Annotated in this window: 28 protein-coding genes; 10 read left to right on the top strand and 18 right to left on the bottom strand. The window is 57.2% G+C overall.

Going from position 1 to position 26,013, the window contains the following annotated elements; translation table 11 throughout:
- Position 1: 1 nt before the first annotated feature.
- Both DK872_RS13080 and purB read right to left on the bottom strand, forming a co-directional pair.
- Positions 2–529: a GNAT family N-acetyltransferase gene (locus tag DK872_RS13080; RefSeq protein ID WP_161518424.1), complete on the bottom strand. Its 528-nt coding sequence runs from the start codon at positions 527–529 to the stop codon at positions 2–4.
- Complete coding sequence (gene purB, locus DK872_RS13075) at positions 526–1,893, bottom strand: adenylosuccinate lyase (RefSeq protein ID WP_090398014.1); 1,368 nt, start codon at positions 1,891–1,893, stop codon at positions 526–528. Before purB ends, DK872_RS13080 begins: the two co-directional genes overlap by 4 nt.
- Positions 1,894–2,118: 225 nt before the next feature.
- Between purB and DK872_RS13070 the strand changes: the two genes are divergently transcribed.
- On the top strand, positions 2,119–3,210 hold the full coding sequence (locus DK872_RS13070) for an iron-containing alcohol dehydrogenase family protein (protein WP_071921906.1): 1,092 nt from the start codon (positions 2,119–2,121) through the stop codon (positions 3,208–3,210).
- On the opposite strand, the gene nikR is transcribed toward DK872_RS13070, so the two are convergent.
- From nikR to nikA, 6 genes are read right to left on the bottom strand one after another with little or no spacing between them, the layout of a single operon-like run.
- Positions 3,211–3,609: a nickel-responsive transcriptional regulator NikR gene (nikR, locus tag DK872_RS13065; protein ID WP_161518423.1), complete on the bottom strand. Its 399-nt coding sequence runs from the start codon at positions 3,607–3,609 to the stop codon at positions 3,211–3,213. It abuts the gene before it with no gap.
- On the bottom strand, positions 3,597–4,382 hold the full coding sequence (gene nikE, locus DK872_RS13060; RefSeq protein WP_007369645.1) for a nickel import ATP-binding protein NikE: 786 nt from the start codon (positions 4,380–4,382) through the stop codon (positions 3,597–3,599). Before nikE ends, nikR begins: the two co-directional genes overlap by 13 nt.
- Positions 4,379–5,143, bottom strand: coding sequence for a nickel import ATP-binding protein NikD (nikD, locus tag DK872_RS13055; protein WP_035886694.1), 765 nt, complete (start codon positions 5,141–5,143; stop codon positions 4,379–4,381). The genes nikE and nikD overlap by 4 nt, the downstream gene beginning before the upstream one ends.
- Entirely contained in the window at positions 5,143–5,976 is an 834-nt protein-coding gene (nikC, locus tag DK872_RS13050; RefSeq protein WP_007369647.1) for a nickel ABC transporter permease subunit NikC, read from the bottom strand. Before nikC ends, nikD begins: the two co-directional genes overlap by 1 nt.
- Positions 5,976–6,917, bottom strand: coding sequence for a nickel ABC transporter permease subunit NikB (gene nikB, locus DK872_RS13045; protein WP_007369648.1), 942 nt, complete (start codon positions 6,915–6,917; stop codon positions 5,976–5,978). The genes nikC and nikB overlap by 1 nt, the downstream gene beginning before the upstream one ends.
- On the bottom strand, positions 6,914–8,482 hold the full coding sequence (gene nikA / locus DK872_RS13040) for a nickel ABC transporter substrate-binding protein (RefSeq protein WP_071921652.1): 1,569 nt from the start codon (positions 8,480–8,482) through the stop codon (positions 6,914–6,916). The genes nikB and nikA overlap by 4 nt, the downstream gene beginning before the upstream one ends.
- A gap of 36 nt (positions 8,483–8,518) precedes the next feature.
- On the opposite strand from nikA, the gene DK872_RS13035 reads away from it, so the two are divergent.
- Positions 8,519–8,704, top strand: coding sequence for a hypothetical protein (locus tag DK872_RS13035; RefSeq protein ID WP_007369650.1), 186 nt, complete (start codon positions 8,519–8,521; stop codon positions 8,702–8,704).
- Here the strand turns inward: DK872_RS13035 and DK872_RS13030 are convergent.
- The gene (locus tag DK872_RS13030; RefSeq protein ID WP_007369651.1) at positions 8,694–9,551 is read right to left on the bottom strand and encodes a LysR family transcriptional regulator; all 858 of its coding nucleotides are present in this window, start codon (positions 9,549–9,551) and stop codon (positions 8,694–8,696) included. The genes DK872_RS13035 and DK872_RS13030 overlap by 11 nt on opposite strands.
- A gap of 98 nt (positions 9,552–9,649) precedes the next feature.
- Here DK872_RS13030 and DK872_RS13025 point away from each other — a divergent pair, with 98 nt between their 5' ends.
- The 8 genes from DK872_RS13025 to arnF all read left to right on the top strand — a co-directional run bounded on the left by DK872_RS13025 (position 9,650) and on the right by arnF (position 17,974).
- Positions 9,650–10,156, top strand: coding sequence for a phenolic acid decarboxylase (locus DK872_RS13025; RefSeq protein ID WP_007369652.1), 507 nt, complete (start codon positions 9,650–9,652; stop codon positions 10,154–10,156).
- A 427-nt stretch (positions 10,157–10,583) separates the two neighbouring features.
- A complete protein-coding gene (arnB, locus tag DK872_RS13020; protein WP_007369654.1) occupies positions 10,584–11,720 on the top strand; it encodes a UDP-4-amino-4-deoxy-L-arabinose aminotransferase in 1,137 nt (378 codons plus the stop codon).
- A gap of 1 nt (position 11,721) precedes the next feature.
- A complete protein-coding gene (gene arnC, locus DK872_RS13015; protein ID WP_035886690.1) occupies positions 11,722–12,705 on the top strand; it encodes an undecaprenyl-phosphate 4-deoxy-4-formamido-L-arabinose transferase in 984 nt (327 codons plus the stop codon).
- Positions 12,702–14,681 (top strand): bifunctional UDP-4-amino-4-deoxy-L-arabinose formyltransferase/UDP-glucuronic acid oxidase ArnA, encoded by a 1,980-nt coding sequence (gene arnA / locus DK872_RS13010; protein ID WP_161518422.1) that lies wholly within the window; start codon positions 12,702–12,704, stop codon positions 14,679–14,681. Before arnC ends, arnA begins: the two co-directional genes overlap by 4 nt.
- A gap of 2 nt (positions 14,682–14,683) precedes the next feature.
- Complete coding sequence (gene arnD, locus DK872_RS13005; RefSeq protein ID WP_007369657.1) at positions 14,684–15,586, top strand: 4-deoxy-4-formamido-L-arabinose-phosphoundecaprenol deformylase; 903 nt, start codon at positions 14,684–14,686, stop codon at positions 15,584–15,586.
- Complete coding sequence (arnT, locus tag DK872_RS13000; protein WP_161518421.1) at positions 15,583–17,241, top strand: lipid IV(A) 4-amino-4-deoxy-L-arabinosyltransferase; 1,659 nt, start codon at positions 15,583–15,585, stop codon at positions 17,239–17,241. Before arnD ends, arnT begins: the two co-directional genes overlap by 4 nt.
- Positions 17,238–17,576 carry a 4-amino-4-deoxy-L-arabinose-phosphoundecaprenol flippase subunit ArnE gene (gene arnE, locus DK872_RS12995; protein ID WP_035886685.1) on the top strand — a complete coding sequence of 113 codons (339 nt, stop codon included), beginning with the start codon at positions 17,238–17,240 and terminating at the stop codon, positions 17,574–17,576. The genes arnT and arnE overlap by 4 nt, the downstream gene beginning before the upstream one ends.
- Entirely contained in the window at positions 17,573–17,974 is a 402-nt protein-coding gene (gene arnF / locus DK872_RS12990; RefSeq protein ID WP_071921648.1) for a 4-amino-4-deoxy-L-arabinose-phosphoundecaprenol flippase subunit ArnF, read from the top strand. The genes arnE and arnF overlap by 4 nt, the downstream gene beginning before the upstream one ends.
- Here the strand turns inward: arnF and acpT are convergent.
- From acpT to DK872_RS12945, 9 genes are read right to left on the bottom strand one after another with little or no spacing between them, the layout of a single operon-like run.
- A complete protein-coding gene (gene acpT, locus DK872_RS12985) occupies positions 17,928–18,515 on the bottom strand; it encodes a 4'-phosphopantetheinyl transferase AcpT (RefSeq protein WP_071921647.1) in 588 nt (195 codons plus the stop codon). The genes arnF and acpT overlap by 47 nt on opposite strands.
- Before the next feature lie 2 nt (positions 18,516–18,517).
- Positions 18,518–19,747, bottom strand: coding sequence for a beta-ketoacyl-ACP synthase (locus DK872_RS12980; protein WP_007369662.1), 1,230 nt, complete (start codon positions 19,745–19,747; stop codon positions 18,518–18,520).
- A complete protein-coding gene (locus DK872_RS12975) occupies positions 19,744–20,475 on the bottom strand; it encodes a 3-ketoacyl-ACP reductase FabG2 (RefSeq protein ID WP_161518420.1) in 732 nt (243 codons plus the stop codon). The genes DK872_RS12980 and DK872_RS12975 overlap by 4 nt, the downstream gene beginning before the upstream one ends.
- Complete coding sequence (locus DK872_RS12970; protein ID WP_161518419.1) at positions 20,472–20,948, bottom strand: 3-hydroxy-fatty acyl-ACP dehydratase; 477 nt, start codon at positions 20,946–20,948, stop codon at positions 20,472–20,474. Before DK872_RS12970 ends, DK872_RS12975 begins: the two co-directional genes overlap by 4 nt.
- Positions 20,945–22,114, bottom strand: coding sequence for a beta-ketoacyl-[acyl-carrier-protein] synthase family protein (locus DK872_RS12965; RefSeq protein ID WP_071921644.1), 1,170 nt, complete (start codon positions 22,112–22,114; stop codon positions 20,945–20,947). The genes DK872_RS12970 and DK872_RS12965 overlap by 4 nt, the downstream gene beginning before the upstream one ends.
- A gap of 1 nt (position 22,115) precedes the next feature.
- Positions 22,116–22,700 (bottom strand): DUF3261 domain-containing protein, encoded by a 585-nt coding sequence (locus DK872_RS12960; protein WP_007369666.1) that lies wholly within the window; start codon positions 22,698–22,700, stop codon positions 22,116–22,118.
- Positions 22,697–25,018, bottom strand: coding sequence for an MMPL family transporter (locus tag DK872_RS12955; RefSeq protein WP_161518418.1), 2,322 nt, complete (start codon positions 25,016–25,018; stop codon positions 22,697–22,699). The genes DK872_RS12960 and DK872_RS12955 overlap by 4 nt, the downstream gene beginning before the upstream one ends.
- Positions 24,987–25,592 carry an outer membrane lipoprotein carrier protein LolA gene (locus DK872_RS12950; protein WP_007369668.1) on the bottom strand — a complete coding sequence of 202 codons (606 nt, stop codon included), beginning with the start codon at positions 25,590–25,592 and terminating at the stop codon, positions 24,987–24,989. The genes DK872_RS12955 and DK872_RS12950 overlap by 32 nt, the downstream gene beginning before the upstream one ends.
- Positions 25,589–26,011 carry a thioesterase family protein gene (locus DK872_RS12945; RefSeq protein ID WP_043956231.1) on the bottom strand — a complete coding sequence of 141 codons (423 nt, stop codon included), beginning with the start codon at positions 26,009–26,011 and terminating at the stop codon, positions 25,589–25,591. Before DK872_RS12945 ends, DK872_RS12950 begins: the two co-directional genes overlap by 4 nt.
- Positions 26,012–26,013 lie beyond the last annotated feature (2 nt).

Below are 26,013 nucleotides of genomic sequence, written 5' to 3'. Positions count from 1 at the left end.
ATCAGGGAGATTGACGCGCCAGCCACGCGCTGTGGGCGGCGCTATCAAGGATTTTCTTCATAAACAATGTGATATGGCCTTTGCCCAGATCCGCTTCATGGGAAGGCTCAAAACCATACTGCTGATAAAACGGGATCAGCCACGGATGGCTGATGGCGGTGCCCAGTGATACCGCCGGGGCGCGAAGCTGCTCGCGCAGAATATGCGTTTCCACCCAGTCGTAGATTTGCCGCCCGCGCTGCTCGCCGCGATAGCGTGGATGCGCGCCAAACCAGCCGATATGCGGCAGACCAAATGGCCCCGGCAGCGGCCCCCACGGGTAGCGCAGGGTGATCGAGGCGGCCAGATCGTCATCGACAAACAGCCCCCAGACGCCGTGCTGTTGCAGGTGTTGCGTCACCTGCGCCTTGCTGGTGGTGGCAGCATCAAAATGGATCCCCAGCTCTTTCACCTGCGCGTAGGCTTCCAGCATCAACGCCAGGTAGATCTCGCTGTCGGCAGCGGTAAGCTGGCGGTAGTGTTCGCTCATTGCGGCTCCAGTAATGCGGAGCGATCGGCGGCGCGCAGGACGTCATTCACTTTTTCCACCGCGCTGCCAAGGTAACGCGCCGGATCAAGCCACGCATCAAGATCGGCTCCGCTGATCGCCGCTGCGATTTCCGGCTGCTCCGCCAGCATGCTTTTAAAATCACGACCAGTCTCAAAAGCGGCCATCGCGCAGGTGTAAACCAGGTGATGTGCTGTCTGTTTGCCGAGGGTTTTGCCCGCTTCAAACATCACGCGTTCAGAGAGCAGCAGCCCGGCCTGAATATCCAGGTTAGTACGCATTTTCGCTTCGTTGACCGTCAGGCCGCTGAGAATGCCCTGCGCATTTTGCAGTTGCGCCGAAAGGTAGAGGCAGATTTCCGGCAGCGCCAGCCACTCGGCCCGCCAGCTCATGGCGTCGCGTTCGTGCTCAACGTGCATCGATTCAAAAATCAACCCGGCGCTGTGGCGCACCGGCGCGGTCAGGCTTGCCAGCCCTTCAATCGCGGCCGGGTTGCGTTTATGCGGCATGGTGGTGGAGCCGATTTTCCCGGCGCTGAACGGCTCTTCAACTTCGCCGATTTCGGTGCGCATCAGGTTATAGAGTTCATTGCCAATTTTGCCGAGCGAGCCGCTGATCAGTACCGCCAGCGAGGCGAATTCACTCAGGCGATCGCGCGCCGATTGCCAGCCGATATTCGGGCTTGCCAGCCCCAGTAGCGCCAGTGCGCGGCGTTCCACTTCCGGCCCTTTATCGCCCAGCGCTGCATTGGTGCCGATCGCGCCGTTGATATTGCCGGTCAGCACGCGCGGGCTGATTTCATCAATGCGCGTCAGGTGACGCAGAAATTCATCCAGCCAGACGGCGACCTTAAAACCGAACGTGGTGGGCAATGCCTGCATGCCGTGGGTGCGGCCGACCATCAGCGTGCGCTGATGCCGTTCAGCAAGCTGACGCAGCGCGCGTGCCACCCCCACCGTATCGCGGCGGATAATGGTCAGCGCATCGCGCAGTTGCAGGATCGTGCCGGTATCGACAATATCCTGCGTCGTCGCGCCGTAGTGCAGATACTCGCCCGCCGGACCAATCTGCTGTTGCAGCGCCGTCAGGGTCGGCATAAACGAGTGTTTCATTTGCGCGGCCAGCGTGGCGATATCGCTCAGTTGCAGCGCCTGCGGTTGCGCACGCTCGGCGATCTCCTGCGCCGCCTGCGCGGGAATAACGCCCAGTTCGCCCTGAGCGCGGGCCAGCGCCACTTCCACGGCGGCCTGCTGGCGAAGACGGTTTTCCTCCGACCAGATGGAGCGCATTTCCGGCGTGGCGAAGTTATTGCCGATAATCAGAAAATCGATGGGATGCGATGACATAGACGCTGTTACCTGTCGGTGAAAAATGAAAAAGAAGCATGGTTAAATTTATTTTCTGCTCAGCATCTTCACGGATGAATATATCGGCGGCAAGGTATTTGTCGCTATAGCTAATATTGTTCTATCGATATGAAAATACAGGAAATGGCAAAGATTGTTTTTTATTTTTATTTTTGTAGCATGAGGGAATAACGGCTGTTAATCCCTCTCAATATGGACAATCTCATGCTTGCAATAAAAACGCCGCACACCTGGTTTCATCACGCAGGTATTCGTCATGATGCAGGGGAATATATTGCGCCGCTGACGCAAAATATTTTAATTATTACCAGCGCGCAGGCCTGGGCGCGGGTGAATCCGGCGCTGGAAAACAGTTTGCGCAACAGCGGCATCGCATGGCAGACGGAGATCATGACCGGTTACTGTACCGATGAACGCGTGGCGCACTACGTTAAACGGGCGCACAAACTGGGCGTGCAGTATATCGTTGGCGTTGGCGGCGGGCGCGTGCTGGATACCGCCAAAGCGGTGGCGGATGCCCTTGACGGCGGCGCATCGATCACCATTCCGACTGTGGCATCAACCTGCGCGGCCTGGTCGCCGCTGTCGGTGTTTTACACCGAAGAGGGTGGGCAGATACGCAGCCAGCCATTAAAAACATTGCCGCGGCTGGTGCTGGTAGACAGTGAAATTATTGCGCAAAGCGATGTGCGTTATTTAAAAGCGGGCATCGTTGATGCGCTAGCGAAATGGTATGAATTCCGCCCCTATTTACAACACGCGCCGGATAACTTATCGCTGCAATTAAAAGTACAGACTGCGCGGTTGGCGGTGGATATTTATGAAAAACACGGTCAGCAGGCGTTGCGGGATAATCAGGCGCAGCGGGTCAGCGATGCGCTTATCAGCGTTATTGACGCCAATATTGCCGTTGCCGGTATGGCCAACAGTATTCGTGGTGAAATCCCCACGCCCGGCGTGGCGCACGCGATTCATAACCGTCTGACCTATGAACCGGCGCTGCGCGACTGGCTGCACGGCGAACGCGTTGGCTACAGCCTGCTGGTACAGTCGTTTCTGGAGAATGACAGCGACACGCCGGATGCCACACTGCTGGCGCTGCTGCGCCAGTACGATGCGCCGCTGACGCTGGCGCCGTTAAAGGAGATCCGCCTGGCGGTGATTCAGGCGGTGGCGCGCAGTATCAGTTTCCCGAAGGCGGCGGCCGATCACCTGCCGTTTTCCCTCGATCCGGCACGTATTGAGCGCGCGCTGCGCCAGACGGAGCAGTTTTTCACTCCGCGCTACGCCGTGTAATTATTCTTCTGTCAGGCACTGCAAATGGCCGTGGCGCACGCCGCGCTGGGCAATCACATCGTCGGCGAAATGCTGCATATCGCCCATTTTGCCTTTCAGCACGGCGATCTCCAGACAGTCGTCGTGACTGATATGCACATGCAACGTGGCGACAGAAAGCTCGTGATGGTGATGCTGTGTGGCGACAAGGCGGCTCGCCAGATCGCGCTTTTCATGCTCGTAAACGTAGGAGAGTACGGCATAGCCCTGCTGCTCGCTGTTCTGTGTCGATTCCTGCGTCAGCGCGCTGCGCAGAATATCGCGCAGCGCCTCCGAGCGGTTGTTGTAGCCGCGCTGCTCGCTCAGGTTATCCAGCGTTTCCAGCAGATCATCGTCAAGGGTAATGGTTACGCGTTGCATGGCGCTCTTCTTTGTCGTGGTGAAGGGAAGGCGGGTAGCACCGCCTGTTGTAATGCCTGGCCTGCGGTGGAGGTAAAGCGCAGCGGCGCGGCGACCTCCACGGTTTCAACAATACTGCCGTTTTCCATCACCATCACCCGCTGGCAAAAACGCTCAACCAGCCGCAGGTCGTGGGTGATAAACAGGCACGCCTGGCCAGTACGCTGTTGCAGGCGCTTCAGCAGATTAATCATCCCGGCTTGCAGCACGCCATCAAGGCTGGAGACCGCTTCGTCGAGGATCAATAACCCCGGCTCTACCGCCAGCGCCCGCGCGAGGCAGACGCGCTGAAGCTGGCCGCCGCTAAGCTGCGGCGGGCGCTTATGCTGCAACGCTTCGTCCAGCTCGACATCTTGCAGTAACTGCGCGATACGCGCCTGCTGCTCCGCTCTGTTAAGCGCCAGCAAATGGCGCAGCGGCTCGCGCAGGATCTCGCGTACCGTCTGACGCGGATTCACCGCGCTGAGCGGATCCTGAAACACCATCTGAATATCGCGGCGAAACGCTTTACGTGTACGGGCATTCAGCCGGGAAAGCGGCGCGCCCTGCCAGAAAATTTCGCCTGCGTGCGGCGCTTCCAGCCCGACCAGCAGCCGTGCCAGCGTACTTTTACCGCAACCGCTGCGCCCGAGCAGCGCCACGGTTTCGCCGCGCTTAAGTTGCAGGGAGAGCTGTTGCAACACTGGCTGTTGCTGGTAGCGATGGGATAACCCATTAACCTCAAGAATATTCATTGCGTCAGCTCCATGCCATACAGCGCCAGATGCGCCGCCACTAACTGCCGGGTGACAGGATGCTGCGGCGCCGTAAACAGCGCTGTCACCGGGCCGTGTTCGATAATTCGCCCGTTATCCATCACCGCTACGTCATCGGCCAGACGGGCAACCACGCCCATATCGTGCGTCACCAGCAGCATACCGGGCTGGCGCTGTTGTACGATTTCATCAAGCAGATCGAGGATGTGCGCCTGCGCTACGGCGTCAAGATCGGTGGTGGGTTCGTCGGCGATGATAAACGGCGCATCGCTGAGCAGCGCCATGGCAATCATCATGCGTTGTAACATGCCGCCGCTCATCTCAAAGGGATAACAGGCCAGCACGCGCTGCGGTGATTCAAGCCCGACGCTGCGTAGCGCGGCAATGAATGTCGCGTCATCGGCGGGTTTGCCAAGCGCATGGCAAGTTTCCCGCGCATGCGCGGCCATCGTGCGTAGTGGGTTAAAGGCGCTGCGCGGGTTTTGCATCACCGTGGCGACGGTGATGCCACGCAAGGCCTGCGGGATGACGGGCTGTGCATCCAGCCGCAACTGGCCGCTTACCTGCCGCACACCGGCAGGTAACACGCCGAGCGCTGCCGCGCAGGTCAGTGATTTACCGCTGCCGCTGCCGCCAACCAGCGCCAGTACGCGCCCGCGTTGCAGCGTCAGCGAAACCTCCTGTACCAGCGGCCTTTCGGCATGCAGGGTGAGACTCTCCAGAGACAGTTGTCCAGGCATCAGTGTGCGTGCTCCGTAACCAGATGAGGATCGAGGTGGTCGCGCAGGGCGTCGCCCAGCAGGTTAAACGCCATCACGCTGATAAACAGCGCCAGCCCCGGCCACAGCATTTGCAGGGGCTGCGTCCAGATAAACTGCCGCGCATCGTTGATCATCACGCCCCATTCCGGCGTGGGCGCGGTCACGCCAAGCCCAAGAAATGACATGCCTGCCACATGCAGCATCATATGACCGATATCCAGCGTCGCCAGCACCAGTAACGAGGGGACTACCGCGCCCGCAAGATGGTCGCGAAACAGCGGCAGGTAGCCTGCACCGCTTAAGCGCGCCGCCAGTACATACTCCCGGCTGCGCAGGGAGATCGCCAGGCTGCGTACCATGCGCGCGTACCATGCCCAGTGGGAAAGGGCGATGGCGATAATCACATTGGTCAGCCCGGTGCCGAGCACGCCGACCATAAAAAACGACAGGATCGATGTGGGAAAGGTCATGAAAATATCCGCCACGCGCATAATCGCCTGATCGACGCGCCCGCCCAGCAATCCGGCACAGCCGCCCGCCGCAAGCCCCAACGCCAGCACCAGCAGCAGGCAAATCATCACCGCGCCGAGCGATACGCGAGTGGCGGCCAGCAGCCGGGAGAAAATATCGCGCCCGAGGTGGTCAGTGCCGAGCCAGTGCTGGCTGTCGGGCGGCAGCAGGCGCGAAGGCAGATCAACCGCCTGCGGATCGAACGGCACCCACCACTGACAGGTCAGCGCAATCACCAGCAGCAGGAGCAGGATCAGCATCGCTCCACGTACCGGCCAGCGCGCGGTAAGAAAAAAGTGCATCAGTGCGCTCCTTCATGATGGCGAATGCGGGGATCCAGCGCTGCGCTCAGCAGATCCACCACCAGGTTGCACAGAACAAACACCACCACCATCACCAGCGTAAAGCACTGGATCACCGGGTAGTCGCGGTTAAAAATCGCCGACACCGCATAGCGGCCAATACCGGGCCAGGCGAAGATGTTTTCGATGATCATCGTGCCGCCAATCAGCTCGCCAATATGCATGCCCAGCGCGGTGATCACCGGCAAACCGGCGTTACGCAAGATATGCCCGCGCTCGGTCTGCTTTTCGTTTAAGCCACGCAGCCGCGCCCAGGTGACATGGCGCTGGCCCGCCGCTTCCAGCATGCTGGCGCGCAGCAGACGGGCGTTGATCGAAAGCGACATCAGCGCAATCGACACCGCAGGCAAAATCAGGTGCTGCCAGCCGCCGTAACCCAGCGCAGGTAGCCATTGCAGGTGTACCGAGAAGAACATCACCAGTAAAAAAGCGAGCCAGAAGTTGGGCATCGACACGCCGAGAAAGGCAATTGCGCGCACGATAAAGTCCGGCAGACCGTCGCGGTGGCGAGCAGCCCAGATTCCAAGCGGCACCGAGATGAGCAAAATCAGCGCCAGCGCTGCACCCGCCAGTAGTAATGTGGCGGGCAGAAAGTGCAGCACGTCATCCAGCACCGGGCGCTGGGTGGCGTAGGAGATACCGAAGTCGAGGTGCAGCGCGCGCCACAGCCAGTGGAGATATTGCGCGGCCAGCGGTTGGTCGAGGCCAAGCTGCGCTCGCGTGGCAGCAATCATCTCCGGCGTTGGCGGCAGGCTGGAAAGGCGTAAATAGTCCATTGCCGGATCGCCCGTGCCGAGGCGCAGCAGCAGGAAAATTACCACTGATGCGGCGAGGATCATCGGGATCAGGATAAGCAGACGACGGAGTAAATAGCGGCTCATTGCGCCGCCTCCGGTGCAATCTGATCGAAGGGGATCTCAGAAGCAATCGGCGCGAACGGAATCACACCCAGTTCTGGTTTTGCTACCACCATCGTTGATACATAGCTGATCGGCAGATAAACCGCGTCGTTGTGCAGACGAGTGAGAATATCGCGGTACAACGCCTGACGAGCGTGCTCATCGCGGGTGGTCAGCACTTCGCCGATCTCGCGATCGATGATTGCTTTATCCGCCAGGCCGCGTTGCGCTTGGTAATCAGCATGGGACGGTACACGCATGGAACTCATAAAGGCGTGCGGATCGTACGGCGCGCCCCAGCTTCGGTTGAAAATCATACCGAAACGGCCATCGCGCTGACGGGCGTAAATACTGCTCTCCTCTTCCCCCACCAGCGCCACCTCGACGCCCACCTGGCGCAGGTTGGCCTGGATTATCTCCGCCATCGATTTGCTCAGCGCGTCGGTGCCGATAAACGCCAGTTCGATATGCAGCGGCTGACCGGCTTTTTCACGGATGGTTTTCCCGGCGGGCAGCGTCCAGCCAGCGTTTTCCAGCAATGCCCGCGCCCGATTCGGCGAGTAGCTGCGGGGTTGTAGCCCAACACTGGCGTAAGGCACCGTTGGCGCAAATAGCGTATCGGCAACCTGCTGCGTGCCGTAGAGCGCGCCATCAATCAGCGTTTTTTTATCCACCGCGTAGTTCAGCGCTTCACGTACCGCCTGCTCGCTGGTGGGCGCACGCGTGGAGTTAAGTGCCAGCATCACCGTTTCTACCGGTGCAGAAAGCTGCGTGCGCCAGGCCGGGTTATGGCTGAAGCGGGCAAAGGTATCCAGTGTCAGCAGCCCTTCGTTGCCGTAAAGCAGGTCGATGTCACCGGTTTCGAACGCCACCGCGCGGCTGGTGGCATCGGGGATCACTTTGATAACAACTTTGCCGATGGCCGGTTTTTCGCCCCAGTAACGTTCGTTACGCACCATGACGTCGTATTGATTGAGCCGGGATTCCTGCAACACCCACGGTCCGGTGCCGATCGGCGCGATAATGCCGTTCATGGTTTGCTGGTTTTTAAACTGCGACGGGGCGATAAAGCGAAACGGGCGGGGCAGGGAGAGTTCTTGCAAAAACGGATAGTAGGCGCTTTTCAGGGTGATTTGTAACTGGCTGGGGCTCAGGGCTTTGACGTCAGTTATCTGGTTTACCAGCTCCAGCCAGGCATGGCGCTGGCGGTTCTCCAGTACCGCGCGGAAGTTCTCTGCGGCGGCCTGGGCGTTAAACGGCTCGCCGTTGGAGAACAGCACGCCGTCGCGCAGGGTAAACACCCAGGTTTTGCCATCCTCCGAGTGCGTCCAGTGAGTGGCCAGCCAGGGTTTTACGCTGCCGTCAGCCTGATATTTGACCAGCGGTTCATACACCATGCTCTGGGCGAACATCTGGTTCGGCGTATAAAGGTGCGGGTTGAGCGGGCCGACATTCACCGGCCAGGCGGTGGTCAATGTGGGTAGCGCCGCCCAGGCGGCAAAAGAGGCGCATAACAGCAGCGCGGAGGCGTGGCGAAAGAAGGACACGTTGAATTCCCTGACGAAAGTCGGTAGCGAGAAGGTATGACGATTTTATTTATTCATCATACTTATGGCCTGTCCTGGATCAAAAACCATGTGAATCACAAGGATTTATCTCCCGGCGCGCGGCGCATAAGATGGCTGGCGGCGTTGAGCGCGCAGACCGCGCTGATTGTGGTCAGATTTCGCCCGGTGGCGAATAATGTGCGTGCAGGTGCTATGCCTTAAATAGCTGTAACAGCATCTCAACTTGTTCATCCAGCGGCGCGAGATCTTTTTTTACGATCAGATGCAGCGGCGTGGCGCGTCGCGCGCCGTGGCTGAGCGGCAGAACTTTCAGCACGCCGTTTGTCAGCAAGGGCTGAATGCGCTCTTCCGGCAGCCAGCCATAGCCGACCTGGTACTGCACCGCTTCTATCGCCGCATCGATGGTGGAAAAAGTCCACGACTCCTGCGCGCTCTGGTTTTGCCGGGCATCGCTCTCGGCAATGCGGATTAACGGCCACTCGGCCAGCATCTCTTCGCTCACCTGTTGCGCCGCGCCCAGCGGGTGATCGCGATGCGCGACGGCGACAAAATCGATATTCATCAGCCATTCGCCGCGCCCGGTGGTGTCCTGGCGGCGAGTCAGCACCATCACATCCGCCTGCGCATACACCGGCAGCTCGTTAGAGGCGTTTTCCAGCACCTCGGTCAAGCGCACCTGGGTTTGCGGATAGCGCTGCTGGAACTGGCGCAGGATGGCGAACAGGCGCGCGCGGGGAAAGATGTTATCCACTACCAGATCCAGCCGGGTGCGCATGCCGTTACGCAGCGTTGCCGCGCGGGTTTCGACCCAGTCGAAGGCTTTGAGCAGCGGTTTCACTTGGTTGAGCAGCAGTTCGCCCGCGGGTGTCAGCACCGCGCGACGCCCTTCCTGGACCAGCAAGGCAACGCCCAGCCTCTCCTGCAATAGCGCCAGGTTGTAGCTCACGGATGACTGGCTGCGGTGCGTTTCGTCGGCGGCTTTGGCAAAGCTGCCCAGTTCCACCACTTTTTGCAGCAGCGTCCATTGTTCCAGCGTGGTCTTGTGCATAACTCATCTAAAAATTGAATGAATGTGATGCAAATATAGCGTTATTCATTGGATTTTTACGAGCGTAGGATCACCTTATCGAACAGAGGAGATGAAAAATGAGCACCTTTGATAAACATGATTTGAGCGGTTTTATCGGCAAACATCTGGTTTATACCTACGATAATGGCTGGAATTACGAGATCTACGTGAAAAACGGCGAAACCCTTGATTACCGTATTCATAGCGGCATCGTGGCGAACCGTTGGGTGAAAAACCAGCATGCGTATATTGTTCGCGTGGGGGAAAGTATTTATAAAATTTCCTGGACTGAACCGACCGGCACAGATGTCAGCCTGATTGTGAACCTCGGCGACCGCCTGTTCCACGGCACTATCTTCTTCCCGCGCTGGGTGATCAACAACCCGGAAAAAACCGTCTGCTTCCAGAACGATCACATTCCGCTGATGGAGTCTTACCGCGCGGCAGGCCCGGCTTATCCGACCGAAGTGATCGACGAATTCGCCACCATTACGTTTGTGCGCGATTGCGGCGCGAATAACGATAGCGTGATTGACTGCGCTGCCAGCGAATTACCGGCTAATTTTCCGCAGAATTTATCCTGATTTCTTATTCAGAAAATACATTTAAACAGTAACGATAGAAATAATTAATTGCATAACAATATTAATTTTTTCCGCTTTTGTTGATGTACTGTTTAAATAACAAAGAAAACGCCTTTGTATACAACGCAGAGGCGTTAATTGTTTCATTTTTTTGACAATTGTCACAGCTTAATTTTCTATTCCATCAATTTAACGCTTTGTAAAATAAATATTTTTTATAATTGTTAAATTTGTCACTTCTCAGCTTTCTTAATCTTGTCCTAATATTCCTTTGGTAACATCTATCGACCAACTGTGAATGATGATTAATGCATAAAAAAATGCAGTCATTATATTGTGGTTTAACATTCATCCGCCATTTTACTCACTAGCCGCAAAGTGTCTTTGTGGCGGTCTGTTTATGCGTCTTTGACGCCAAGGAAAAATGATGAGTGATTTTTTACCGTTCTCGCGCCCGTCAATGGGAGATGAAGAGTTCGCAGCCATTCAGCAAGTGCTCTCTTCCGGCTGGATCACGACAGGTCCGAAAAATCAGGCGCTGGAAGAGGCTTTTTGCACGCTGACCGGTAACCGTCATGCGATTGCGGTGAGTTCTGCGACAGGCGGAATGCACGTCACGCTGATGGCGCTGGGGATTGGTGCGGGTGATGAAGTGATCACCCCGTCGATGACCTGGGTTTCCACTCTCAACATGATCGTCCTGCTCGGCGCGACGCCGGTGATGATCGATGTCGATCGCGATACGCTGATGGTCACCCCTGAAGCGGTTGAAGCGGCGATTACTCCACGAACCAAAGCCATTATTCCCGTCCATTACGCAGGCGCGCCTGCTGATATTGATGCCATTCGCGCCATTGGCGAGAAGCACGGTATTCCGGTGATTGAAGATGCGGCACACGCGGCCGGAACTTACTACAAAGGTCAGCATGTGGGTTCGCGCGGTACGGCGATTTTTTCCTTCCACGCCATTAAAAACATGACCTCCGCTGAAGGCGGGTTAGTAGTGACGGATGACGAACAACTGGCCAACCGTATTCGCAGCCTGAAATTCCACGGGCTTGGCGTGGATGCCTACGATCGGCAGACCCACGGCCGCGCGCCGCAGGCGGAAGTGATCTCCCCTGGCTTTAAATACAACCTGGCCGATATCAACGCCGCCATTGCGCTGGTGCAGCTTGGCAAGTTGCCAGCGGCCAATGCCCGCCGCCAGGAGATTGCTCAACGCTATTTGCAGGAACTGGCTGATACCCCGTTCCAGCCGCTGGCGCTGCCGTCATGGCCGCATCAGCACGCCTGGCATCTGTTTATTATTCGCGTTGATGAACAACGTTGCGGTATTTCCCGCGACGCACTGATGGAAACCCTGAAAGCGCAGGGCATTGGCACTGGCCTGCATTTTCGCGCGGCACATACGCAGAAGTACTACCGCGAACGCTTCCCGATTGTTTTACCCAATACGGAGTGGAACAGCGCACGTATCTGTTCCCTGCCGCTTTTCCCGGATATGACCCATGACGACTCAACCCGCGTCATTGATGCGCTCAAAAACATTGCAGGGCGCTGATATGTTTACCTTACCCCTTGTCGAAAAAGTTTCCGTGGTTATCCCGGTTTACAACGAGCAAGAGAGCCTGCCGGAACTGATTCGCCGCACTACGGCGAGCTGCAACCTGCTGGGCATTGATTACGAAATTCTGCTGGTCGATGACGGCAGCAGCGACGACTCCGCGCAGATGTTAACCGCCGCGGCTGAAGAGCCAGGCAGCCGTGTTGTTGCTGTGTTACTGAACCGCAATTATGGCCAGCACTCGGCAATTATGGCCGGTTTCAGCCATGTCACCGGCGATCTGATCATCACGCTGGATGCCGATCTGCAAAACCCGCCGGAAGAGATCCCGCGTCTGGTGGCGAAAGCCAATGAAGGTTATGACGTGGTCGGCACCGTACGCCAGCACCGCCAGGACAGCCTGTTCCGCAAAATGGCGTCACGCACCATCAACCGCCTGATCCAGCGCACCACCGGTAAAGCAATGGGCGATTACGGCTGCATGCTGCGCGCTTACCGCCGCCATATTGTCGATGCCATGTTGCATTGCCACGAGCGCAGTACCTTTATCCCAATCCTCGCCAACACCTTTGCCCGCCGGGCGGTTGAGATCCCGGTGCAGCACGCCGAACGTGAGTTCGGTGATTCGAAATACAGCTTCATGCGACTGATCAATCTGATGTACGACCTGGTGACCTGCCTGACCACCACGCCGCTGCGCTTGCTGAGCGTCTTCGGCAGCGTGATTGCCCTGGCGGGCTTCTCGCTGGCGGTACTGCTGGTGGTGCTGCGTCTGGCGTTTGGCCCGCAGTGGGCGGGGGAAGGGGTGTTCATGCTCTTCGCCATCCTGTTCACCTTTATCGGCGCGCAGTTTATCGGCATGGGGCTGCTTGGGGAGTATATCGGCCGTATCTACAACGATGTGCGCGCTCGTCCCCGCTACTTTATTCAACGTGTTGTCCGTCAAGAATCTGATGATTCGCAAGAGGAAAAAAAACAATGAAAGCCGTAGTTTTTGCTTACCACGATATGGGATGTGTTGGTACACAGGCGTTACTGGATGCCGGATTTGAGATTGCGGCGATTTTTACTCACCCTGACAACGCGAACGAAAACCACTTTTTTGGCTCCGTGGCACGCATTGCCGCTGAGCGCGGCATTCCGGTCTACGCACCGGAGGATGTTAACCACCCGCTGTGGGTGGACCGTATTCGCGACCTCAACGCGGATGTGATTTTCTCGTTCTACTACCGTAACTTGCTGTGCGAAAACATCCTCAACACTGCGCGTTTTGGCGCGTTCAACCTGCATGGCTCTCTGCTGCCGGCTTACCGTGGTCGCGCACCGCTGAACTGGGTGCTGGTGAATGGTGAAACGGAAACCGGCGTTACCCTGCATCGCATGGTCGCGCGGGCCGATGCGGGCGCGATTATCGCGCAGCAGCGCGTGGCGATTGAAGAAAATGATGAAGCCCTCTCGCTGCACCGTAAGCTCTCCGAGGCGGCAAAAGCGATGCTGAGCAGCGTGCTGCCCGACATCAAAGCGCAGCGCTTTAGCGAAACCGCGCAGGACGAAAGCAAAGCCAGCTATGTTGGTCGCCGCACGCCGGAAGATGGCCGTCTTGACTGGGAAAAACCGGCGCAGACGCTGCAAAACCTGGTGCGTGCTGTTTCCGATCCGTGGCCGGGCGCTTACAGCTTTGCCGGTACTCATAAATTTATCGTCTGGAAATCCCGCGTACGTACCGATCTCAGCCCGGCCCGCGCAGGTACCGTGTTGTCTGTTGCGCCGCTGGTTGTCGCCTGTGGTGAAGGCGCGCTGGAAATTTTGACCGGCCAGGCCGACAACGGCGTTTATATGCAGGGCGCGCAACTGGCGCAGTCGCTGGGGCTGGTCGCTGGCGCATTGCTGACCAGCAAACCGGTGGTGGCGGTTAAACGCCGTACCCGCGTGTTGATCCTTGGCGTGAACGGCTTTATCGGCAACCATCTGACCGAGCGTCTGCTGCGTGATGATAATTACGAGATCTACGGCCTGGATATCGGATCGGATGCGATCAGCCGTTTCCTCGATTGCCCGCGTTTCCACTTCGTCGAAGGCGATATCAGCATTCACTCCGAGTGGATCGAGTATCACATCAAAAAATGCGACGTGGTGCTGCCGCTGGTGGCGATCGCCACGCCGATCGAATACACCCGCAATCCGCTGCGCGTGTTCGAGCTGGATTTCGAAGAGAACCTGAAAATCATCCGTGACTGCGTGAAATACAATAAACGCATCATTTTCCCGTCGACGTCGGAAGTGTACGGCATGTGTACCGACAAGAATTTCGACGAAGACAATTCGAACCTGGTGGTCGGCCCGATCAACAAACAGCGCTGGATTTACTCGGTATCGAAGCAACTGCTCGACCGCGTGATCTGGGCATATGGCGACAAGCACGGTCTGAAATTCACCCTGTTCCGTCCGTTTAACTGGATGGGGCCGCGCCTGGATAACCTGAACGCCGCGCGCATCGGTAGCTCCCGCGCTATCACCCAGCTGATCCTCAACCTGGTGGAAGGTTCGCCGATCAAACTGATCGAAGGCGGTAAACAAAAACGTTGCTTCACCGATATCAGCGACGGTATTGAAGCGCTGTTCCGCATTATCGAAAACAAAGATGGTCGCTGCGACGGCGAGATCATCAACATCGGTAACCCGGATAACGAAGCGAGCATCAAAGAGCTGGCCGAAATGCTGCTGGCGAGCTTTGAGAAACACCCGCTGCGCGATCGTTTCCCGCCGTTCGCCGGTTTCCGCGAAGTGGAAAGCAGCAGCTATTACGGCAAAGGCTACCAGGATGTCGAGCACCGCAAACCGAGCATCCGTAACGCTAAACGCTGCCTGCACTGGGAACCGACCGTCGATATGCGCCAGACCATTGACGAGACGCTGGATTTCTTCCTGCGCACTGTCGAACTGACGGATGAGAAATAAGCATGAAATATGTCGGCTTACGCATTGATGTCGATACCTTTCGCGGCACGCGTGATGGCGTACCGCGCCTGCTGGAGCTGTTAAAAAAGCACCATATTCAGGCGAGCTTTTTCTTTAGCGTCGGGCCGGACAACATGGGGCGCCATATCTGGCGCCTGCTTAAGCCGAAGTTTCTGTGGAAGATGCTGCGCTCGCGCGCGGCATCGCTCTACGGCTGGGATATTCTGCTGGCCGGAACGGCCTGGCCGGGACGGTTAATTGGCGAAGGGAATGCGGAGATTATTCGCCAGACCGCGCAGGGCCACGAAGTCGGGCTGCACGCCTGGGATCACCACGGCTGGCAGCGCTGGAGCGGCGTATGGGATCAAAAGCGTTTAGAGGCGGAGATCGAACGCGGCCTGCTGGCGCTGGAAGTGATTATTGGTCGTTCGGTGACCTGTTCGGCCGTCGCGGGCTGGCGCGCCGATCAGCGGATAGTGAAAGCGAAGTCTGCGTTCGACTTCCGTTATAACAGCGATTGTCGCGGTACGCAGCCGTTTCGCCCGCAACTGACGGCCAACACCTGTGCTGCTCCGCAGATCCCGGTGACCTTGCCGACCTGGGATGAAGTGGTCGGCACCACGGTGAGCGCCGCTGAATACAATCGTTATATTCTCGACTGTATCCACAGTGATAACGGGACGCCGGTTTATACCATTCATGCTGAAGTGGAAGGGATCATCGGCGCGGATGGATTTGATGAATTACTGACAATGGCGACCCGCGAGCAAATCGTCTTTTGCCCGTTGAGCCAGCTATTGCCGGATGATGTTGCCACGTTGCCGGTGGGCAAAGTCGTGCGCGGAGAAGTGGTCGGCCGGGAAGGCTGGCTGGGTTGCCAACAACTGTTGAGTTCAGGGTCATGAAATCCCGTTATTTTACGCTGGCGCTGTTCGCGCTATTTGCCCTCTACTATCTCATTCCCATTGAATATCGTTTGCTCTGGCAGCCTGATGAAACCCGCTATGCGGAAATCAGCCGGGAGATGCTGCACAGCGGCGACTGGGTAGTGCCGCATTTCCTCGGCCTGCGCTATTTCGAAAAACCAATTGCCGGTTACTGGATCAACAATATTGGCCAGTGGCTGTTTGGTCACAATAACTTCGCGGTTCGTTTCGGTGCCATTTTTTCGATTGCACTGTCGGCGCTGCTGGTCGGCGGGCTGGCGTGGAAGATGTGGCGCGACAAACGGATTGCGGTGCTCTCCGGTGTGATATTCCTGACGGCGTTTTTGGTTTACGGCATTGGCACTTATGCGGTGCTCGACCCGATGATCACGCTGTGGATGACGCTGGCGATGTTCAGCTTCTGGCTTGCGTCGCAGGCTTCCACGCTGCGCGGTAAGTTTGGCGGTTATGTACTGCTGGGCGTTGCCTGCGGCATGGGGGTGATGACCAAAGGGTTCCTCGCGCTGGCGGTGCCGGTGATCGGTGTTCTGCCGTGGGTGATTGTGCAGAAACGCTGGAAAGAGGTGCTGCTCTGGGGCTGGCTGGCGGTGATCTGTTGCGTCGTGACTGTGCTGCCCTGGGGGATGGCGATTGCTGCCCGCGAGCCGGATTTCTGGCGCTACTTCTTCTGGGTGGAGCATATCCAGCGTTTTGCCCAGCAGGACGCGCAGCACAAAGCACCGTTCTGGTATTACATTCCGTTTCTGGTTGCCGGTTCGCTGCCGTGGCTCGCGCTGTTACCTGGCGCGCTGAAAACGGGCTGGCTGGCGCGTAAAGAGGGGCTGCGCGAAGCTTTCTATCTGCTGGGTTGGGTGGTGATGCCGCTGATTTTCTTCAGCATCGCGAAGGGGAAATTGCCGACCTATATTCTGCCGTGTTTCGGACCACTGGCGATCCTGATGGCGCGCTATGCGGTGGCGGTAGCCAAAGAGCATGGCCGGGCGCTGCGCATTAACGCCTGGATCAACATTGCTTTTGGTTTGATCGGTACGGTTGCCGCGCTGGTGGTGTCGCCGTGGGGCTTTTTGAAGCACCCGGTATGGATGCCGATCGAAGTGTATAAAGCGGCGCTGGCAGCATTTGCCTTTTTCTGCTGGTTGCTGGTCGGGTTGTTTACGTTGCGCGCCAGTCACGAGCGCTGGTCGTACGCCGCGCTGTGTCCGCTGGGGATTGCACTGCTGGTGGGCATTGTTATCCCGGACAAAGTGATGGATTCCAAACAGCCGCAATTTTTAATTAACTTCGTCAACGACTCGCTGACCCCCAGCCGCTATGTGCTGGCCGATAACGTCGGGGTTGCCGCTGGTCTGGCGTGGGAGCTGAAGCGCAAAGATATTATTCTCTTCGGTACTGAGGGTGAGCTTACCTACGGGATGGCGTATCCTGACGGGCAGGGCCGCTTTGTCAGTGAGGATGGTTTTACTGACTGGCTGGCACAACATCGTCAGCAAGGCGTGATATCGCTGGTATTGCACCAGTCTAAACCGGATGATTTCACCCGTTTGCCGATCCCGAAACCTGATAACGTCTATGTGCAGGGGCGTATGGTCTTTATTCAGTACTATCCACAATGACAAGCTGGATCTGGCTCCTCCTCGCCAGCCTGTTGAGCTGCGTAGGGCAATTGTGCCAGAAACAGGCGACACGCCCCGCGCCGCCGGGGCATCGTGGCAGGCATCTCGGTCTGTGGCTGGGGCTGGCGCTGGCATCGCTGGGCGCCGGTATGGCGCTGTGGCTGCTGGTGCTCCAGCGTATTCCGGTCGGCGTGGCGTATCCGATGCTGAGCCTCAATTTTGTCTGGGTTACGCTGGCCGCGCGGTTTATCTGGCATGAGCGAGTTACCGTGCGTCATGCGGTGGGAGTTGCGTTGATCATTGCCGGTATTGTGCTGCTGGGGAGTACACGATGAGAGGCATGGTATGGGCGCTGGCAAGCGTGCTGCTGGTCAGCATCGCGCAGTTGCTGCTGCGTTACGCGATGATTTCACTGCCGCCGGTGAGCCTTTCGTGGGAGTTTGTATCAGTGCTGCTTCAGCCGCAGAAAGGAACGCTGGCGCTGATTGTCGGGCTGTGCGGCTACCTGGCGTCGATGGGGTGCTGGTATTTTGCGCTGCACCGTTTGCCGCTGAGCAAAGCTTATGCCCTGCTCAGCGTGAGTTACATTCTGGTGTGGGCCGCCGCCATCTGGTTGCCCGGCTGGCATGAACCCTTCTCTCTGCGCGGCGGGCTTGGCGTGCTGCTGATTGTCGCCGGTGTGCTGGTTATTTTTCTGCCTGGGCGCGCTCGATCTGGTCGGCAGAGATCGTAAAAGGTGTGGTCGTGCAGACGGCAAAGCTCAGTTCCTGACCTTGATAATGGCTCAGATGCAGATTCCGGGGGTGACAGCTATCAACGCTTACAATATCCCAGGCGCTGCCACCGCGTTGTTTGATGATGGCTTCCTTTCGTGTCCAGATGCGCCAGAAAGCATCCAGTTGTTGTTCCGGATGCTCCTGTTCGATTTCACGGTGTTCCGCCTGGCTAAAAACGGCATTCGCCAGGCTACGCCAGTTGCTGCGAGGACGAATCACTTCAATATCGCAGCCGACTTCCCCTTCATCGCTAACCAGCAGGGCAATGTGATCACCGCTGTGGCTCAGGCTAAACCAGAAGGGAAAATCGGCGGGAAACCCCGGCTTTCCCTGTTCGCCATAGATTATCTCCGGCAGCGGGGAGATCACGCGGCTCAGCAAAATTCGCCCGGCAAGCCAGCTGTTGTGGCGAGTGCCTGTCGGTGCTTGCAATTGTAACGCGGGCGGGATCGTACCCGCGCACAGTTCAGAGATCGTACCCAGCGCAACACGATACATTGTTACGCCCAGCGTTTGATGATGATTGACGTGTTTATCCCGCCAAACGCAAAGTTATTGCTCTGCAGGAATTCACAATCAATATGCCTTGCTTCCCCACGGATATAATCCAGTTCGCCGCAATTTTCATCTGGCGTATTCAGGTTTAACGTCGGCGCAAACCAGCCTTCACGCATCATTTGCAGGCTCATCCAGGCTTCCAGGGCACCGCAGGCACCCAGCGTATGGCCGAAGTAACTTTTTAATGAGGAGATCGGCACTGTGTTACCGAAGATGGCCGCAGTGGCCTGGCTTTCAGCGATATCACCCCGATCGGTAGCCGTACCGTGTGCGGAAATATAGCCAATATCCTGCGCGCTAAGTCCGGCGATTTTGAGTGCCTGTTCCATGCAGATTTGCATGGTTTCCCGCTGGGGTTGGGTGATGTGTGCGGCATCGCAGTTGGTGGCAAAGCCGACGATTTCGCCATAGATGGTGGCACCGCGCGCCTTCGCATGTTCCAGCTCCTCCAGAATCAGGGTGCCTGCACCTTCACCAATCACCAGGCCATCACGGCGGGTATCAAAAGGCGACGGCGTGGTTTTCGGCTCATCATTGCGCTGGCTGGTGGCAAATAGCGTATCAAACACGGCGGCTTCCGACGGACATAGCTCTTCCGCACCGCCTGCGACCATCACATCCTGATAACCGTGGCGAATGGCTTCCCAGGCGTAACCTATTGCCTGGCTGCCTGAAGTGCAGGCGCTGGACGTGGGAATAACCCGACCGCGCAAGCCGAAGAACAGACCAGTGTTGACGGCGGTGGTGTGCGGCATCATTTGCACATAGGTGGTGCCCGTAATGTTGTTGGTGTGCTTTTCCGTCAGCATTGTCGCAAACTCACTCACCGGGCCTGTGCTACCGGTCGATGAGCCATAAGCAATACCGGTACTGCCATTGGTCAGCACCGGGTCGTCGATTAACCCGGCCTGCTCCAGTGCCAGCTCGCTGGCGCGCGTGGAGAGCAGGGATACACGGCCCATCGCACGGATGCGTTTGCGGGTGTAATGATCCGGCAGAACGAAGTCGTCAATCGGCGCCCCCAGCAGGGTATGCAGCCCATCGTAAATCTGCCATTCCGGCATTTTTCGTACGGCATTCTCATAAGCCAGTAAGCGCTTCGCGACATCCTGCCAGCTCTGACCAAAGGCGGTGACGCCGCCCATACCGGTAATGACTACGCGACGCGTCATAGCATCCCCCCATTAATGGAAATCACCTGACGGGTGACATACCCCGCAATATCGGACATTAAATAACTGGCCAGTCCGGCGACTTCTTGCGTCTGGCCCATACGCTTCATGGGAATCATGCTCATCGCTTCTTTCAGCGCCGCCTCTTCCATGTCGATCATCCCGGTATCAATCAGGCCCGGCGCAATGCAGTTGACAGTGATTTTGCGTTTCGCCAGTTCAATCGCCAGCGCCTTGGTTGCGCCAATGATCCCTGCTTTTGCCGCACTGTAGTTGACCTGGCCACGGTTGCCCATCACGCCGGAGACCGACGAAAGCGTAATAATACGTCCGCCATTGCGGGCGCCAATCATCGGCATGATGCAGGGCTGAATTACATTGTAAAAACTGTCGAGATTGGTATGGATAACCGCATCCCAGTCCTCTTCGCTCAGCGCCGGAAAGGCTGCATCGCGCGCGATTCCGGCATTGCTGACCACTCCGTACCACGCGCCGTAGCGGGCGATTTCGCTCTCCAGCACGTCACGGCATTGCTCGCGGTTGCCCACATCGAAGCTGAGCAGTCGCGCGCTTCCTCCAGTCTGTTCAATCGCGTGCAGCGTTTGCTGCGCACCTTGTTCATCGCGATGATAATGCACGCCAATCGTAAAGCCATCTGCGGCAAGTTGTTGGGCGATGGCGCGGCCGATGCCTTTGCTGGCGCCGGTGACCAATACAGAACGATTCATGCCGTTTTCCCTTGAGTAAAAAGTGACGTTAACTCTTCCTTTGTCGGCTGGAAGGTATTGACCCGGCCCGAAGCCAGCGTGGCGGCCTGTGCCTGAATGGTACAGTCGAAGCTGCCGAAACGTTCATCCTGCATCAGCAATCTGACGTGGATATCCAGCACGGCATTCGCAGGAAATGAGCCCGTCGTACAGGTTAACTCTCTGGCACCCAGTACCATACCGAGAGCAATGTTTTCCGCACCGCGTTGCTGGCGATGCCAACCCGACCAGACGCCAATAGTTTGCGCCATCAGTTCCAGCGCATACCAGCCAGGCAAGTTGCCTGCGGCATCAATAAACGGCGCAAGAACACCATTCTTATCGACGCCCACGCGGCAGTGGGCGCTATCAGCTTCGACGGCAATAACCTCAGCCAGCAGGATCATTGGTGCGTCGTGAGGTAAATAGGCACCCGGGGTAAGGTAATGGCTCATGGCACTCTCCCTAGCAAAATGCTGGCATTGTTTCCGCCGAAGGCGAAGGAGTTAGATAAAATCACCGGGCGCGAAAGTGGCTGTGGTTGGCTCAGCAGGCCGCACTCCGGTAAGGTTGTATCTCTCGGAGACTGGCTGAAATTCTGTGGTGGCAATGGAAGATCGCGCAGCAGAATCAGTGCGCTTAGTGCCGCTTCGGTGATACCGGCCGCGCCAAGGGTATGGCCGGTTAGATGTTTGGTGGAACTGCAAGGTGTACGGTTGCCAAACCGCGTATGTACAACCTGCGATTCAATTTGATCGTTAAGGATCGTGGCAGTGCCATGCAGATTGATATAACCCACGTCGTCTGGCGTCAGGCTGGCCTGGGCTAGCGCCATATTTATTGCGCGGATCGCGCCTTCTCCTTGCGGATGTGGCGCAGAAATATGCCAGGCGTCACTGGACTCCCCGCAGCCAAGCAGTGCCAGCGCCTGCGGTTCGCGGGTTAATACCATCAGCGCAGCGGCTTCACCAATGGTGATGCCGCAACGGTCGCGGCCAAACGGCTGGCATAATGTCGGGGAGAAGGATTCAAGACTGTTAAAGCCATTGACCGGCATCCGGCTGAGTGTATCCGCGCCGCCAACGATGGCGACATCAGCAAGTCCCGCATTAATCAGGCGCTGACCATTAATGATTGCTCTGGCGCTGGATGAACAGGCGGTGGAAACGGTAAATGCCGGGCCATTGAGCGCCAGCCAGTGGCTTAAAAAGCGCGAAGGATCGCCAAGTTCCTGCTGCGGGTAGCGCCATGCCAGACTCTCTTCGCCGTTATGCAGGTAATGAACGTGTTTATCCCCTTCGTCGAGACCCGATGTGCTGGTGCCCAATACGACGGCCACGCGATCGCGACCATAGCGGGAAATCGCCTCATCTACTGTCGGTTGGATCTGCTCCAGCGCGGCCAGTAAAAGCTGGTTGTTGCGGCTGCGATGCGCCTGCCACGCCTCAGGAATCGACGGAAGTGCGGCATCCACACCGCCGAGCATCACTTCTTCATAGCCCTGTAACCAGCCTTTACGGGGGATCATCCCCGGCGCAACGCCACGGCTCATGTTGGCAGCAATGTCATCACACGTGTGGCCCAGCGCATTAATCATGCCGATGGCGGAAATGTAGATCATCTCAGTCACCCAGATATTGAATGGTGATGTGGTATTTAAAAACATGCTGCTCAATGCTAATCGGTTCGCGCTTGCCCTTGCGCTGTAAATAAGTGATTTCCGTCACCAGCTTCCCGCGCGCATTGCGCAGCTCGCGTTTGTCACCTGTGTCAGTTAGCGTCCAGCCTTTTGGGAGCTGCTGCTGCCAGACAGCGATAGGCCAGTGGCTGATCATCACGTCGGCCAGGACCTGGTTTGCCGGTGGTAATTGCGGTACGACGATGGATTGCTCGGTATGAATGCCACGCTCGTCATACGTCACGAGAAACAGACGAATGCCCACGGAAGAGAGCCCGGCAAGCGTAATTTTTTTATCGTCTGCAGTCATCATCACCAGCAGGGACTGTGTTTGCCCGTTAAAGCTGCCGGTGAGTAGCTGCTGGGAATTGACCGCCGGAGTAATGCCCGGCGCAGGCAAGGTAATACGTGTGCCCGGTTCCAGCCATGCTTGCGGGCGGGCGCTGTCGGAGGAGCGCGTTGTGTGACTGCATCCGGTGAGCAGCAGGGCAGTGGCCAGTGCCACGCCAGTCCAGAGGGTGCGGATCATCGTTTTCTCTCTTTTTTACCCGGCATTGCGAGCGGTGAAAGCAAAAAGGCGGTAAAGATGCCGCTTACCAGCACAATACCGAAACTGCTAATCGCCTGAGTAGCGCTGAAGACCAGCATACCCAGAGTGAGAAGTGTCGTGGCCATCGCCAGCGCGATCGCCAGCAGGGATGTGAGTGGCGTGCCGCGAGGATTACTAAAAAATAGCGTGTAGTTAATTCCAATCCCCAGCACCAGTACCAACGCCAGCAGGGAGAACAGGTTGAGCGAATGGCCACTGAGCGACAACGCGGCCAGCCCACATCCGAGCGACAGAATTGAGGGCACCAGGCTGATAAGCCCTTTTTTCCAGCCCAGGCGGAGTACTGCACCGGCCGCAATGACCGCCAGCGCGACAAAGAGCAGCCCGGTCAGGACCAGACGGTAGAACGCGAAAAGCGTATCGAAAGCACTTTTCCGATCCACCCATGCGATGCCCGCTTTAGCCTCTGCCAATGTGCTTAGCGCTGCGCTGTCTTTTACGCCATCAATGGGAACCAGTACGCCGCTTTGCCCGTCAGGCAGGGTCAGCCATAGCAAACGCCAGCCTTCACTGGCCGGACTGGCCAGCCACTCCTCGACCGTGACCGTCATTGGGCTGAGATCGGGTGTAACCGCCTGCAATCCAGCATTCTGCAAGGTTTGTGCAACGGTAGGGGTCGCATTTTTGAGTAACCTTAGATCCTGTTGCTGGCGCGCAAGCGAATTGACGGGAACGTAACGAAAACCTGAAATTGTCCCCTTCTCCCGGGCATGTTCCAGTTGCGGAATAAAGGACTCCAGCCGTTCCAGCGTTTGCTGAGGCGTCTGGCCGTAGATGACAAACCATTTCTGGTCGACGCTCTGTCCGGTCAGCGAAGTAATGGCCTTCTCCTGGGTAAGAATATCCTGCGGCAATGCCTGCAACTGGCTGATATCGTCATTGATACGCAATGTCGCCAGCCCGGCAAGCGAGAGCAGCGCGAGCAGCACCGGTAATCCCACTGACAGTTTTTTATTGCGCCGCCAGGCGGCCAGCCAGCGCAGTAACAAGGTCATTGCCGGAACGGGGCGCACCGGCAAACCACGGCACAGCCAGGGGTGCCAGAAAATAACGGTCAGGCAGGAGGCGCTAAGACCGGTGGCGGCGAAAATTGCCATCTGGCGAATGCCAGGGAACGGCGCCAACATCATGATCAGATACGCCACAACTGTCGTTACCAGCGCCAGCAGCAACGCATTGCGCACTTTGGTAAGGCTTTGCCATGGCGACGCGTCTGCGCCGTGCACCATGCGTTCGGTCAGATAGTAGAGCGTATAATCCGCAGAGATACCGATGATGCTCATGCTCATCACCAGCGTCATCAGGTGCAATTCGCCGAATATCAATAGTGTGACTACCGTTCCTGCCAGCGCGCCAATAGCGATAGAAATCAGGCATAACATCAGTGGGCGCAGAGAGCGGAACACGGCAACAATCAGCAGCATCACGCCGACGATCGTCGCGATCCCCAGCGTCGAAATATCGCGTTTTGCCTGCTGGCTTGCGTAATCGCTATAGAATACGGTGCCGCGAGACAGCAGTTGCGCCTGCGGGAAGTGCGTCTTCAACCGCTTTTCCAGCGAGCCGAGCGTGGTCACAAACTGGTGCGTTTGCTGCATATCAAAGGAGGAGCCTGCCAGCTCGCCATGGAGCAGATACCAGTAATTGCCTTCATTGTCCTGTGTGACTAACCACCCATCCATCAGCCGCAGTCGCTGCGTATTTTGCGCCATTGCCAATTGCGCACCGCGCATCAACATCAACGGATCGTTTTGTAGCTCTTTACCTGATACACCGGAAAAGGCCGAGTAGAGCTGAGTCAGCACCCATTGCGCCTGCGCCTCGCCGCCGTTTTGTAGACGTGCGCGGGTTGCGCTGTCGAGCAACGCGTTACGGTGCTGCCAAAAAAATGCTCCCCACGCTTGCTGACTCTCTGCATCCATCGCGCCTTTCAGATGATTAACGGCCTGCGATTGACGCAACAGCGTCAGCCAGTATTGCGCCGCTTCGGGGCTGGCTTGTTTACCGGGGCTGACCAGCCAGACCAGCTGTTTATCGAGGCGCTGCATAAAACCGTCATTCAATGCCGTGGGCAGCGCGCCCATAGTCTGTGTTGGTAGCATTGCCAGCACGCTGCTGTTCATTCGCGCTTTGGGAAGCAGTACCAGCAATATGCCCAGCAGAACCAGACATACGGCACTCCAGAGCAGTGCCGGGCGCGGGGAGTTAGTGTGTGGCAAAACGTTGGCGTTCGTCATCGGTCAGCGTCGTGGGCGTGAGTCGGTGTTGGGAGAAAGCGATATCGGTGAGATCGCCCTGTTTATCATTCAGGCGAATGCTGTCGAGATACTGCTCCCCGGCCAGGTCGATGGAGGCGAAAATTTTATCCAGCGGCGTGGTGATCGGCGTCAGCTTCAATGTCCAGCGACCTGTCCCTGCATCTTTAAAATCGATGCGGAAGTTCTGCTCAAGTACCCTGCGATCGGCCTGAAACAGCGCCCGCAGAAGATGGTTAAACTGGAACATTTGCGGATTGTTCTGCGCGGTGATCACCTGTGGTGGCTGACCGTTAATGATTTGCACCATCCGCGAGTCATCCAGCATCAGCGCCATCGGGAACGGCGTGGTTTGATCCCATAATAATCCCTGCTCCCGGGCGATCAGCATCTCGCCCTGCGATCGCAACGGCTGCGGCAGATCTTTGATGGTTCGGGTTTGGGTAAAATGCGCACGTACTACGGGTTGCTGGGTAAAGCGCTGCTGCAACTCCTCCAGCGTCACTGCATTGCCGAATGGGGCGAAAAACAGCACCAGCAGAGGCCAGTATTTCATGGTGTTACTCCCATACGTTCAAACAGAATGGCCGGGCTGACAAAGCACATTTCCCTGCTTTTCTCCTCAACCGCCACCTGAATGGTGTAACCGGTGGTGGTGCGTTTGCCGCTGGCGGCGTCGAAGATTTCGTAAGCGATTTTCAGGCGATTTTCGAACTCTTCGATTCGGGCGCGCACGCGGAAATGCTGTTCAAATGTCAGTACATCGCGGTATTTCACCCGCGTATCCACGACCGGCCACAAATAGCCCGAGGCTTTCATCTGGCGGTAGCCGTAATCAAATTGATTCAGTAGCGCCTCGCGCGCTATTTCAAAGTAACGAAAATAGTTTCCATGCCACACAACGCCCATCATATCGACGTCATGAAAGGGAACGCTCAGCGCAACCTCGGCGGTAAAACGGGGATCGTTTAACACCT

The organism is Kosakonia sp. MH5 (genome assembly GCF_009935945.1).
Classification (GTDB): Bacteria; Pseudomonadota; Gammaproteobacteria; order Enterobacterales; family Enterobacteriaceae; genus Kosakonia; species Kosakonia radicincitans.
The sequence above is the reverse complement of the archived record's forward strand: the minus strand, read 5'-3'. Positions and strand labels throughout refer to the sequence as shown.